14 protein-coding genes are annotated in these 12,380 nt (G+C 63.6%); 6 read left to right on the top strand and 8 right to left on the bottom strand.

All coding sequences use genetic code 11. The features are described from left to right. The coding region (locus tag ACE1EY_RS01305; RefSeq protein ID WP_370299258.1) for a transaldolase family protein at positions 1-346 on the top strand (346 nt) is incomplete at its 5' end. Here the strand turns inward: ACE1EY_RS01305 and ACE1EY_RS01300 are convergent. After that, entirely contained in the window at positions 343-810 is a 468-nt protein-coding gene (locus tag ACE1EY_RS01300; protein WP_291515058.1) for a hypothetical protein, read from the bottom strand. The two genes, ACE1EY_RS01305 and ACE1EY_RS01300, sit on opposite strands and share 4 nt — an antisense overlap. A gap of 92 nt (positions 811-902) precedes the next feature. Further along, the gene (locus ACE1EY_RS01295) at positions 903-3,755 is read right to left on the bottom strand and encodes a M1 family metallopeptidase (RefSeq protein ID WP_291515057.1); all 2,853 of its coding nucleotides are present in this window, start codon (positions 3,753-3,755) and stop codon (positions 903-905) included. 92 nt (positions 3,756-3,847) lie between these two features. Between ACE1EY_RS01295 and ACE1EY_RS01290 the strand changes: the two genes are divergently transcribed. Continuing rightward, the gene (locus ACE1EY_RS01290) at positions 3,848-4,309 is read left to right on the top strand and encodes a YHS domain-containing (seleno)protein (protein WP_291515056.1); all 462 of its coding nucleotides are present in this window, start codon (positions 3,848-3,850) and stop codon (positions 4,307-4,309) included. 51 nt (positions 4,310-4,360) lie between these two features. On the opposite strand, the gene msrA is transcribed toward ACE1EY_RS01290, so the two are convergent. Further along, on the bottom strand, positions 4,361-4,951 hold the full coding sequence (msrA, locus tag ACE1EY_RS01285; RefSeq protein ID WP_291515055.1) for a peptide-methionine (S)-S-oxide reductase MsrA: 591 nt from the start codon (positions 4,949-4,951) through the stop codon (positions 4,361-4,363). Between the two features lie 194 nt (positions 4,952-5,145). On the opposite strand from msrA, the gene ACE1EY_RS01280 reads away from it, so the two are divergent. Both ACE1EY_RS01280 and ACE1EY_RS01275 read left to right on the top strand, forming a co-directional pair. Next, positions 5,146-5,703 carry a sigma-70 family RNA polymerase sigma factor gene (locus tag ACE1EY_RS01280; RefSeq protein ID WP_291515054.1) on the top strand — a complete coding sequence of 186 codons (558 nt, stop codon included), beginning with the start codon at positions 5,146-5,148 and terminating at the stop codon, positions 5,701-5,703. Further along, positions 5,703-6,494 (top strand): anti-sigma factor domain-containing protein, encoded by a 792-nt coding sequence (locus tag ACE1EY_RS01275; RefSeq protein WP_291515053.1) that lies wholly within the window; start codon positions 5,703-5,705, stop codon positions 6,492-6,494. Before ACE1EY_RS01280 ends, ACE1EY_RS01275 begins: the two co-directional genes overlap by 1 nt. Positions 6,495-6,617: 123 nt before the next feature. On the opposite strand, the gene ACE1EY_RS01270 is transcribed toward ACE1EY_RS01275, so the two are convergent. The 4 genes from ACE1EY_RS01270 to ACE1EY_RS01255 form a co-directional block, all read right to left on the bottom strand. After that, on the bottom strand, positions 6,618-6,803 hold the full coding sequence (locus ACE1EY_RS01270; RefSeq protein WP_291515052.1) for a hypothetical protein: 186 nt from the start codon (positions 6,801-6,803) through the stop codon (positions 6,618-6,620). Then, on the bottom strand, positions 6,803-8,173 hold the full coding sequence (locus ACE1EY_RS01265; protein ID WP_291515051.1) for a class II 3-deoxy-7-phosphoheptulonate synthase: 1,371 nt from the start codon (positions 8,171-8,173) through the stop codon (positions 6,803-6,805). The genes ACE1EY_RS01270 and ACE1EY_RS01265 overlap by 1 nt, the downstream gene beginning before the upstream one ends. After that, on the bottom strand, positions 8,170-8,913 hold the full coding sequence (locus ACE1EY_RS01260) for a glutathione S-transferase N-terminal domain-containing protein (RefSeq protein ID WP_291515050.1): 744 nt from the start codon (positions 8,911-8,913) through the stop codon (positions 8,170-8,172). Before ACE1EY_RS01260 ends, ACE1EY_RS01265 begins: the two co-directional genes overlap by 4 nt. A 120-nt stretch (positions 8,914-9,033) precedes the next feature. Then, positions 9,034-9,891: a PA4780 family RIO1-like protein kinase gene (locus ACE1EY_RS01255; RefSeq protein WP_291515049.1), complete on the bottom strand. Its 858-nt coding sequence runs from the start codon at positions 9,889-9,891 to the stop codon at positions 9,034-9,036. A gap of 356 nt (positions 9,892-10,247) precedes the next feature. Here ACE1EY_RS01255 and ACE1EY_RS01250 point away from each other — a divergent pair, with 356 nt between their 5' ends. Then, entirely contained in the window at positions 10,248-11,306 is a 1,059-nt protein-coding gene (locus ACE1EY_RS01250; protein ID WP_291515048.1) for a PA0069 family radical SAM protein, read from the top strand. Positions 11,307-11,311: 5 nt separating this feature from the next. Here ACE1EY_RS01250 and ACE1EY_RS01245 read toward each other — a convergent pair whose 3' ends face one another. Continuing rightward, entirely contained in the window at positions 11,312-11,812 is a 501-nt protein-coding gene (locus ACE1EY_RS01245; protein WP_291515047.1) for a hypothetical protein, read from the bottom strand. A gap of 168 nt (positions 11,813-11,980) precedes the next feature. Between ACE1EY_RS01245 and ACE1EY_RS01240 the strand changes: the two genes are divergently transcribed. Continuing rightward, positions 11,981-12,380: hypothetical protein (locus ACE1EY_RS01240; RefSeq protein WP_370299257.1), on the top strand; the 400-nt coding region annotated here is incomplete at its 3' end.

Below are 12,380 nucleotides of genomic sequence, written 5' to 3'. Positions count from 1 at the left end.
CGGCATCAAGACCAACGTCACGCTCTGCTTCTCCGCCGTGCAAGGACTGCTTGCGGCCAAGGCAGGTGCGACCTACGTCTCCCCGTTCATCGGCAGGCTGGACGACATCGGCCAGGCCGGCATGGATCTGATTCGCGACCTGCGACAAGTGTTCGACAACTACGGTTTCGAAACCAAGATTCTCGCCGCAAGCATCCGGCACACCGAGCATTTGTTACAGGCCGCCCTGGCCGGCGCGGACGCATCAACCATCCCGGCCAGCGTGTTCAACAAGCTGCTGAACCATCCGCTGACAGACAGCGGTCTGGACCGCTTTCTGGCGGACTGGAAGAAAGCCGGGCTCTAGCCCACCCTGGAGCCGCGATAAACCAGTCCGGCACGCGGCTTTTCGTCCGCGGGGGCTGAGACGGCGGGCTTCGAGCCTTCCACCGGCGCTCCGCGGTACATGCGCGGCTTGCTCGCTGCGGGCTGATCGGGTGGCGCCGCGGATGCGTCACGGATGTGGCTCATCGCCCGTTCCAGGGCCGCCATTAGTTGCGATACGCGAATCGGCCGCACGACATCGGCCGATTCGTGGGTACGCCGATCTCCGAAGCTCAACACGGCCACGTGTTCAGGCGTGTAGCGCCGAATGGCAGGCAGGTCGTCAAACCCGACAATCAGCAACTCGCCAGCCTGGCCTTGCACATGCTCGAATGCGACACCTAGCTGGCCGGACACGGTATTGAGCGCAGAAATCAGCGTGCGACGGTGGGCATCGGCGATTCCGACAAAGTCGAACCGAACTGGAGCCCTTTGCGATCTGGCCATCTGTTCCTCCCTGGAACCCGATGTCATCGCACTGCAACATCCGCGCCACGCGCGGGCGCCGTCGGTCGGTTCAGGTCACCACAACCGCCTCATCACGGTGCCGGAACGGGCTCCGTGGCAGCCATTGCCTGGGCGACCTGCTCACCACGGGCCTGCTTCAGCGCAATGCACAGATCGACCTTCTCCAGGGTCTGGTCCAGGGTTCGTGGCCCACCGAACAGCGACTCGACACGTGGCTCCAGGAACGCGGTGATCTCCGCGCGCCGCTCCGGGCTACAGAACTGCTCGGGGTACTTGGCGATGCGCCCGTGCGACGTTTCCGGCAGCCTGGCCAGTACCGCATCAGCGTGCTGACGCAGCCACTCCCAAGCGTCGGGCCGAGTGACCGACGCCGCGAATTGGTCACGCAGCACCTGCAGTAATTCGTTGCTGCGCAGGTCATCGGTGAGTGCCCGCCGCCGCGCTTCGGCGGCGATCTCGGGCTGAGGCGCCGTGGCGACAGCGGTCAGGATATGTTCCCGCAAGATGGCGTCAGTGCTGGTCTCGAATCGAGCCCATAACCGATCAGCAAAGGCCGGCCCCCGCTCGATCACCCCCGCAATCAACGCAGGCTCAATCACATCGCCGGGCAGCGCTCCGGGCTGCATGGCGCCGCCTTGCGGGCCGATGTAGGCATCCGCCGCCTCGGCAAGGCGGGCCAGCGTCTCGCTGTCGGCGGCGTCTCGCACGAGAATTTCCGCCAGCCGCCCGCGCAGCAAGGCGTCGTTGTTCGACTCCTTGGGATCGGGCTGCAATCCCAGCTCCTGCTCGAAACGCGGCGCATATGCCGTCCTGAGCGCCGAGCGCATGGCCGCGTGCCCGGCTTCGTCAACCAGGCTGTTCTGATACTGCGCCCAGGCCTTCGCCAGGCGGGTCGCGACCTCCCAGTTGGGCTGCTCCGCGAGCACCGGTAAGGCATCGCGCAACACGCTGAATTCCAGTTCACCGGCCCGAAACGCTGCATCCAGATTATCGATCAGCGATAGCTGCTCTGGCGGACTCAGGCGGTCGATACGATCCAGCAAGGCAGCCCAACCGTCGCTGGGTAGCGTCCAGCGGTAGTAGCCGGCGCCCGCGGCGTTGGGCAGCAAGGCCTGGGGGCACTGCTGCAGCTCCAGCGTTTCGCGGGGCTTCGTCAGCAGGTGGCAGGTCTCCTCGGCTTGCTCCCCATCCAGCGCAACGAAACACACAGGGATTTGCCAGTCACCGCCCTCGGGCACGGCGGAGCCCAGCGGACGATACCGTTGTTGCGCCAACGTCAACGTGGGCACGCCATCGCACTGCACACTGGCGGAGACCAGCGGCACGCCCGGCTGCTCCAGAAAGCTGCGGAAGGCTGGAACCACGCGCTCATCTTCGCTGCCATCTGCAATGGACTGCATGAAGTCCTCGGCTGTCGCCACGCCATTCGCATGCCGGTCCATGTGCAGGCGTACGCCTTCGCGAAACGCGGTTTCGCCGACGAACCGCTCGAACATCGACAGCACTGCACCGCCCTTGCGGTAGGTGATGCCGTCGAAGGCATTGATGATGTCGTCGTTCGATTCAACCGGCTGGCGAATCTGCCGTGTGGATGCCAATGCATCGGTGGCCATGGTTTCCAGCGCAAGGCGTTGCAAGCGCAGCGAGAACTGCAGACTCGGGTTCCACTGGTCGGAGACCTTGTAGGCCAGCCAGGTCGCAAACGCCTCGTTCAACCAGATGTCGTCCCACCACAAGGGGGTGACCAGATTGCCGAACCACTGGTGGGCCAGCTCATGCGCGTGCGTGTATACAAATGCCTGACGCTGTTTCAGCGAGGCGTTTTCATCGAGCAGCAACCGCTGTTCGCGGTAGATGATTGCGCCGACATTCTCCATCGCGCCGAACGCGAAATCGGGCGCGGCGATGATGTCCAGTTTGGGATAGGGGTGCGGCGTGCCGAAATAGGTCTCCAAGCCTTCGAGCAGCGGCCGCGTGCTCTCCAGTGCATACGCAAGCCGTGCCCCCTTGCCGTATGCGGCCGCCCCGCGAAACGGTAGCGGCTCGTGTCGAATCGCATTTGGCGGCAGCGCGCCCGCATCGTTGATGTCCAGCGGGCCGACCGCAAACGCGATGAGGTAAGTCGGCAGCGGCGGCGTCTGTTCGAAAACATGGCGCACCGCCCCACCGACCGCCGTTTCGGTTCGGCGCACGGGCGTGGCGCTGATGACGCTGTGATCAGCCTTCGCCGAGACCGCCAGATCGAAAGGCACCTTGAAGCGCGGCTCGTCGAAACTGGGGAAGGCCATGCGCGCCGAGATCGCCTCGAACTGTGTAAAGGCATACGCGCGGTCATCCTCCTCAACCTTGTACAGGCCATCCAGCGTCGTGCTGAACGGCGCGCCGTAGTCGATGGTCAACCGCGCCTGGCCGGCGGACACCGAGATGGGCAGGCTCAGACGCGCCACACCGCTAGGGTCAACCTGAGCGTACTCGGCCGCGATCAGGGTTTCGCCGGCGCTAAGCGTCGCGGCCGACACGGTCAGATTCTTGCCATGCAGGTAGATGACGTCCACCGGCTCGGCGATGCGCACGTCGATGATCACACGGCCGGAGAAGCGATCGGCATCCGGGTCGATATTGAGGTTTAGCGCATAGGCCGTGGGCACGACAGCGTCACCCAAGCGCCCGCGAGGAATGGCCTGCTCGCGCACCGGCGTTTCTGTAGAGGGCGCGACCCACTGCGCGGCATCCGCCGGACTGGAATGCGGCTCCGGAGCATCCGAGCCGCCACAACCCGTCAGGGACAGGGTGCAGGCGCAAACCATCAGCGCGCGGGACAGCCGTGAAACATCCAATGTCATCGCCAGTTCCTCTTGTGCCCACCCGGCGACAGCCGCGCCGGAATCGAATGCGAGAATGTTACCCGTCCAGCCGCCGATCACGGCGATCCTCCCCGTTCGGCTCATGCAGCACAGCAAAAATGTCATCCCGTGCCGGTCTTCTGGGGACCGAAACTCACCGACAGGAGTCGACGATGTTGCTCAACTGGAAGCTACTTGCCAAAACCCTCGTGATCGGCGCAGCCGTGCTCGTGACGGCACCGGCCATCGCCGGACAGAAGATCTACACCGGCTGGTTCAGCGATGTCGCCATCAAGGGCTATGACCCGGTGGCCTACTTCACCGACGGCAAGCCGGTGGAGGGCAGCGACGCCCATACGACGCAATGGCAGGGCGCGACCTGGCAGTTTGCGAGCGCCAAGCACCGCGAGCTGTTCGAGAACAATCCCGAGCAGTACGCGCCGCAATATGGCGGGCATTGCGCCTATGCCGTGGCCAAGGGAGATCTGGTGAAAATCGACCCGCAGGCCTGGGCCATCGTCGATGACAAGCTTTATCTGAACTACAGCGCATCGGTCCAGAAAAAATGGCAGGCCGACCGCGACGCATTCATCGTCCAGGCCGACCAGCAGTGGCCGAGTCTCGGGCTGGAGTGAGTCGCTGCTCTCCGGCGGTCGGGGGGTAGGCCGCCGGAGGGCGCGCTTCGGCTAGTCCGACGTTCCCCAGAGTTCGTCCAGCCGCGCATCGCGACCGCAGGCGTACCGGTAATAACGGTAGCGCAGCGGGTTTTTCTTGTAGTAGTCCTGGTGGTAGGTCTCGGCACGGTAGAAGGTTTTTCCGGAGGTGATCTCGACCAACACCGGCGACACCTTGCCCGCCTCAATCACCGCCTGCTTCGAAGCCTGAGCGGCGGTTTTCTGGGCATCGTTCAGCGGAAATAGGCCGGGCCTGTACTGGCTGCCCTTGTCGCAGAATTGACGGTCATCGGTCGTCGGATCGACATTGCGCCAGTACACGTCCAGCAGTTCCTCGTAGCTGACGACCGCCGGGTCGAATTCAACCCGCACCGCTTCGGTGTGACCGGTTTCCCCGGCGGACACCGCGTGGTAGGAGGGGTTTTCCACCGAACCGCCGATGTAGCCGGAAACCGCCTCGCTGACCCCCTCAACCTTTTCGAAATCCGATTCGGTGCACCAGAAGCAGCCGCTGGCAAAAATCGCCTGCTCTGCCCGTAGCGGCAGCGCGGTGAGCAGAAGCAACAGGCCGGTCACCATGGCCAAGCGTTTTTCTCGTTGCATGAAACATCCTCGAAGACAGTTCTCGCATTAGACCGGATTCTGCGGAGACGCTTCACGCGCATCCAAAACAAGCCCGGCAGCGAAACCATGGGTGAGCGGATTGGAGGAGGTGGCAGGTCGTGTTAGCGGTGCTTGTCGGGGTCGAATCGCATGTAGGGCTTGCGCCCGTTCGTCGGGTCCGAAACAATCCCGTCATGCAGTCCACTCTGGCGGCCGACCTCACCGTACTTGAACGCATCGCCCGTGGTGATTCCACGGCGGTCGACGCGTGCATCAAGACGTATGGAGGATTGGTCTGGTCGATCGCCCGCCGCTATTTCAAGCGGCAGGCCGACGCCGAGGACGCCGTTCAGGAAGTGTTTCTGGACCTGTGGAAATCCGCGGCACGTTTCGATCGGAATCAGCGTTCGGAGACCGTGTTCGTCGCGATGATCGCGAAGCGCCGTGTCATTGACCGGTTTCGCGCGGAAACGCGGCACCCGGCGGCGGAAGAATTGCCGCCCACCGGGATCGAGAACCCGCACGCGGACGCCAATCCCGAAATTTGCACGGAAGCCGGACAGATACGCGCACGCCTCGGCGATTTGCGCGCGGAAGAACGCGACACATTGGACCTGGGCGTGGTGTACGGCTACAGCCACGCGGAGATCGCAAAGAAATTGGATATGCCGCTCGGCACGGTCAAATCGCATATGCGACGCGGCCTGATGCGGCTCAAGGGCTGGCTCGATGACGAGCCGGAAATCAAGTAATGGCACAGTCTGACGACAACATGGACCTCTGGCTGAGAGCGCTTTCGGGCGAACTCACAGCCGAGGAACGTCTGCGTCTGGACCGCGACGATCCGGAGTTCGCCGAACTCGAGGAACTCGCGGCCATTTACGACCTTGCGCGCACCGAAGGTAGCGACGAACCCCTGCCCGCAAGCGTGGCCGACCGGATTCGTGCGCAGGCTGTGCTGCCCTCCCCGACCGATGCCGCCGCGCCCTCGGCCGTCTGCCCGATTCAATCCCAGCAGGCTCGCATCCCTGCGCCCGCGAACGCAGGCCTGGCGTGGTTTGCCGCAGCGGCCTGCCTGATCGCGGCGATTGCGGGCTGGTGGCCGGCGGCGCCTGAGCCCATCGAAACACCGGCACCCGCACCGACCGTTGCGGAGTTGCGTGATCAGTTCGCGACGCAGGCACCCGACCTGGTCAAGTTCGATCTCGCGGGCACGGAGGACCCGGCCGCCAGCGACGAGACGACCGGAACCGTCGTCTGGAGCCAGCAGGCCCAGCGCGGCTTCATGACCATCGAGAACCTGTCGGTCAACAACCCGGCTGAAGCGCAGTATCAACTGTGGATCTTCGACGGCAGCCGGGAAAAGCATCCGGTGGATGGCGGCGTGTTCGACATCACCGACGATGGCCAGGTGATCGTGCCCATCGAGGCCAAGCTGCCGGTGGGCGCACCCACACTGTTCGCGATCACCGTGGAACGGCCGGGCGGCGTCGTCGTCTCCGATCAGGGGCGCATCGCCATGGTCGGCAAGGTCGGGGCCTAGCTCTCAGCGGCTAGAGTGTCGTCGAGGTTCCGCAGACCGGTCACGCGCTTTCCGGTTGAGATGGCGCAGCCACATCGCTGCCGCCAGCAGGCTGAGGCTCAGCAACCCGAATAACCAGAGCATTCAGCGCGCGCCGTCGTCCGGTGGCTTCTTGCCCCAGTCGTCATCGTCGTCATCCCACTCGCGAACCTTGCTCCAGTCGGCACGGGCTTCCTGCTGTTTTGCCAGCTGCAGCCGCTTGCGCACGAAGCCGTAACCGCAGATCACGAATACGACCAGACCGATCAAGACCCACAGCGCGACGGACATCAGCCCTGCCCCACCGACGCCTGCTTGTGGACGATCAGCATGGCCAGCTCCAGCGCCTGCTCGTAGTTCAGTCGCGGGTCCACGGTGGTCTTGTAGGCACGCGCCAAATCGGTCTCGGTGAGATCGCGGGCGCCGCCCATGCACTCGGTGACGTTCTCGCCGGTCAGCTCCAGGTGGGCACCGCCGAGGTAGGTGCCGGCCGCGGCATGTAGATCAAAGGCCTGTTCCAGCTCCGAGCGGATGTTGTCGAAGCGACGTGTCTTGACGCCCCCGGCGACGGATTCGGTATTGCCGTGCATGGGGTCGCACATCCACAGCACCGGCCGCCCGCTGTCGCGAACCGCCTCCAGAATCGGCGGCAGGTCGCTGCCGATGACCTCGGCGCCCATGCGATGAATCAACGCCACCTTGCCGGGAATGTTCTCCGGATTCAGCCGTTCGAGCAGGCCCAGCACCCAGGCCGCGTCCATGCCAGGGCCGATCTTCACGCCCACCGGATTCTGGATGCCGCGGCAGTATTCGACATGGGCACCATCCAGATCCGCCGTCCGCTTGCCGATCCATGGCATGTGGGTGGACAGGTTGTACCAGCCGGGCTGGCGCGGCACGCGCCGTGTCGATGCCTGCTCGTAGGGCAGGTGCAGGGCTTCGTGACTGGTGAAGAAGTCGACTCGGGACAGCTCGCTGATGGATTGCTCGGCCAGGGTTTCCATGAACCGCAGCGAATCGCCGATGGCATCCACCCGGCTCTGGTATTCCTTGGCCAGCGGCGCGTGCTCGACCCATTGCAGATCCCAGTACTCCGGGTGATGCAGGTCGGCGAAACCGCCATCGATCAGACCGCGAACGAAGTTCAGCGTCATCGCCGATCGCGCATGCGCGGTCAGCAGGCGCTGCGGATCGGGCACGCGGGCGGCCTCGGTGAATTCCGGCGCATTGATGATATCGCCCCGGTAGCTGGGCAGCGTCACGCCGTCGCGCGTCTCCAGATCGGATGAGCGCGGCTTGGCATATTGCCCTGCAAAGCGGCCCACGCGGACCACGCGCTTCTTCAGGCCGTGGACCAGCACCAGGCTCATCTGCAGCAACACCTTCAGACGGTTGGTGATGATGTCCGGCGCGCAGTCGGCAAAACTCTCGGCGCAATCGCCGCCCTGCAACACGAACTTACGCCCGGCGGTGGCATCGGCGAACTGCTGCCGTAAGGCCATGATCTCCCAGGACGTGACCAGCGGAGGCAGGTCGCTGAGTTGCTGCAAGGCGCCTTCCAGCGCTTCCTGATCGGGGTACTTAGCCTGCTGAACAGCCTGGTGCTGCGTCCACGAGGTGGGCGACCAGTTGCCTGATTCGGGTTTGAGTACAGCGCTCATTGGGCGTAGGTCTTGTTGAGGTAGCGAATGATGTCCTTCGATTCATACATCCGGACATCGGTGTTCGGATCAATCAGGTAGGGCACCTGCAACCGCCCGGTTTCCTCGAACATCCGCTGGCGATTGCGGCCGCGGATGCCAGCATCCGGATAAAACTTCTTGCGCACGATCGGCGGACCCATGTCGGCTTTCTGCGCCTTGCCCATGTTGCGAAGCACATAGGGCAGTTCGAGTTCGCAAAGGCGCTCGCGCACCGGCCGCGAGTACGGACTGGATTCGAAGGAATAAAGCTCCAGCGGCTGCGCGGGCTGCTTGGAACCGCGCGCCAGCATGCCCCGGCCCAGCCGCGGCACACTGGCCAACTGGCTGCCGAACGCGCGCAAGCCCTGCGACCCTCGACGCGGACGCCGGGCACCATAGGTCTCGGCCAGATACCGAATGATCGCGCCCGACTCGTAGAGGGCGGTACCCGTGTTGGAATCGACCAGGTACGGAAACTGCGCCTTGCCACCCTGCTCGACCACGGTTGGGCGGAAGCGCTCTCCGCGCTTGGGGCACGGCCGGATCAGCACATCCAGACCCATCTCGGTGAGCGCTTCGCGCACCAGCCGACAGTAAGGGCAACCTTCAAATTCGTAGAGTTCCAGCAACTGTTCGGGCTGACGCTGCACGCCGAACGCGCTGGTCCCGCGCCATCCCGCCAGCGAACTCGCTACTACCGATCCAAGTATGTCGCGCATGTGCCGGGCTCCAGAGCCTCGAAAAACCGGGCGCCATCTTAAACCTTAGGTTCCGCAGACCCCAGACCAAGCGGTCATCGGCAACGGCCGCAGCCAAGGGGTATTTCATCTGGAGCGGCCTCAATCCTCACGCTCGGCGTCCTCGCGTCCGCGCTGGCGGGCTTCGGCCTCAAGCCGAGCTTCTTCGATGTCGTCGAGCACGGCGTCGACATCGGCATCATGCTCGCTCAGCTCGAAGCGGCCGGTGAGCGACGCCTCGGGGGTCAACTCCCCGGCCTCGTACAGCGACCAGATCTCGTGGGCGTATCGGGTTTCCAGCAGCTCTGGTGCAAAGCGCCCACAGGTACTGCGGAGGTTATTGACGTCCCGCGCGAGCATACGAAATGCGTTGTTGTTCCCGGCCGCGTCCACCGCCTGCGGCAGGTCGATGATCACCGGCCCATTGCTGTCGACCAGCACGTTGTACTCGGACAGGTCACCGTGGATCAGCCCGGCGCAGAGCATGCGCACGATTTCGCCGATGAGCTGGCGATGCCACTGGCGGGCCTGTTCCGGCGTCATCTCCACCTGACCCAGCTGGGGCGCGGTGACACCGTCCGCGTCAACGATGCGCTCCATCAGCAACACGCCGTCGAATACGCCCATGGGCTCCGGCACGCGCACGCCGGCCTCGGCGAGTCGGTATAGCGCGCTAACCTCGGCGTTCTTCCACTGGCTTTCCTGCACCTCGCTGCCACGCTTGCTGCGCCGCTTCATGGCGCGGGCATCACGACCGCCGCGCCCACGGCGGCCCTCCTGATACTCGGCGAGCCGATGAAACCCCCGGCGCTGGACGTCCTTGTAAACCTTGGCGCAACAAAGCGTGTCGCCACGGCGCACGACAAAGATTTCCGCCTCCTTGCCGGACTGCAGACGATGCATGACCGCATCGATAATCCCGTCGTCCAGCAGCGGCTGCAGGCCGCGGGGCGTCTTCAAGACCACCCCACGGGTAACGCATCAACAATAGCCTGCAATCCACTCATTACTTCTTGCTGGCCGCCTTCTCGGCTTTGGCGGCACGCTTTTCGAGCAGCGTCTTCTGCGGCTTTTTCTTGACGTTCTTCTTGCTGTCCTGTGACTTGCTCATGTGCTGCGTCCTCAATGCTCCGGGGGGAACGATTCGACCCCGCGCAAGCGCCATATGATACCGACCACGGTCACCTGCGGGACGTGGCAATGACAGCGCCCGCCGCTCCGGCATCAGCCCGCCAGTGCTCACCATTGCCCGCCATCCGTCGGTCCGGCGCGAACATTTGCTTCCCTTGTGTGCTGTTTATTTATACAGTTTCTCGATGAACCCTAACCCGCTCAAAGGCCGCGGCGCACTCTCGAACCGAGAAAGCCGCTATCGACAGGCGACCATGCACGCCGAGGACGACGGCTGGTGGCAGGACGATGTCATCGAACGAATCACCACCGTCGTGCAGGCGGATCAGTCCCGATCGGTGATCACCCACAATCAGTCCCCCGATGTGCCCTTCGACCAGTCGATCAATCCTTATCGCGGCTGCGAACACGGTTGCATCTACTGCTTCGCGCGCCCCACCCACGCCTATCTCGATCTGTCGCCGGGCCTGGATTTCGAATCGAGACTGTTCTACAAGCCGCGTACGACCGAATTGCTCCGGCAGGAGCTCAGCCACCCCAAGTACGTTTGCAAACCCATTGGTCTGGGCACGAACACCGACCCGTACCAGCCAATCGAGAAACGGTTTCGCATCACCCGCCAGATCCTAGAAACCCTGCTGGAATGCCGGCATCCGTTGACGATCGTCACCAAGGGCACGTTGATCCTGCGCGATCTCGATCTGCTGGAGGCCCTGGCCGAACGTGGGCTGGTACACGTGATGATGAGCATTCCGACGCTGGATCGTTCGCTCAAGCGAACACTCGAACCGCGGGCTGCCGATCCGGCCCGGCGCGTACGGGTTATCGAAGCACTCACCGCACGCGGCATCCCCACCGGTGTTCTCGTGGCCCCGGTGATTCCGGCATTAACCGATCACCACATCGAAGCCGTGCTGGAACAATGCGCGGCTGCCGGCGCGACCGAGGCCGGCTACGTGCTGCTGCGGCTGCCTCGCGAGGTCGCACCGCTGTTCGAGGAATGGTTGCGCGCGCACCGCCCGGATCGCGCCGAGCACGTGCTGTCGATTCTGCGGCAAATGCACGGCGGGGCCACCTACGACCCGAGCTTTGGCCGCCGCCAGACGGGCCACGGGCCGTTCGCGGAACTGCTGGGCAAGCGCTTCGAACTGGCGCGCCGTCGCTACGGCCTGGACCGCGAACGGCGGGGGCGCCTGGATTGCAGCCAGTTTCGCCCACCTGTCGAACAGATGGCCTTGTTCTAGTTTCCCTAGGCCTTTCCGACGAGCGCCAATAGGCGCGCGCGCTGCTGACCGACCAGAATCGCGGACGCGATCCAGACGCCAACCGCCATAAAGAACAACAAACCGCCGTCGGTGGCAATCTGTGAGCTGTCCACACCGGCTACGGTTTCGTTGCCAACCACAATCCCAAGCGGCGTGAACAGGTGAAAGAAGATCGCACCACTGATAATACCGAGCGCCAGCAGGGCCCCTAGCGAATTGAGTATGCGCAGACCCGGGACGATCAACCCGACCAGAAGCAGCGCCGCGGCGACCAGCTCCAGCGAGCCGATCACCTTGGCCGAGAAGATGCCCCCCGGGTTGAACAGGCCCTCGATCCCCACCAGACCGGCGGCCCAGGCATCCAGGGTGCCGAAGATCAACTGCGTTTCCGGGGCGTCAATGAACTTGAAAAATAGCGACTGGACAAACACGAACGCGATGTAAAGCGACAGCAGCACCGGCAAATAGCGTTGCGCCTTGGACATTGGATGCACTCCCTAGTTGATCACGAATCTCCGCTCTTGCTCAGGACCGGGCAAGGCGGCTGGATTTCCCCTCCTCCTGCGACTGCGGATCGGTGCAGGGAATTTTGAGGGGATTTTGGCTCAGGTCTTGTTTTATGCACGAGAAATCACTCTGCTGACCACTGAGTAATGCAAGCCGAAGTGCTCACCCACTTCCCGCATGCTGAATCCCCCAGATGCATAGGCTACTCGAATCGCGTCATCCCGCTGCGTGTGCTTCTGAGCGTACCAAGCCACCGGCCTGGCGCTGCCCGCCCGCTGGCGGCGCGGCACTTCACGCAAGTCTTGGCTTGGCTCGAGCTGGGCAATGGCTCTGTCAATAAAGGCTTACGGGTGGACCAGTCCCAGCGGAATCTATGCACGGAACAAGACCTGACCCCGCTGCTGTGGAACAAGACCTCGTATCTTGATTCTGCTGATGTTCAGACGGACACTTTCTCGGATGAAACGGCAGGGCCGGGTGAGGCTGACAAGACTTTAGGCGAAGCAGCCTGTGGGTCAGACAAGTCCCCCGGCCCATCTGTTTGTT

Origin of the sequence: Abyssibacter sp. (assembly GCF_964229365.1) — a bacterium.
GTDB lineage: Bacteria > Pseudomonadota > Gammaproteobacteria > Nevskiales > OUC007 > Abyssibacter.
This window is presented reverse-complemented; position numbering and strand designations above follow the sequence as displayed.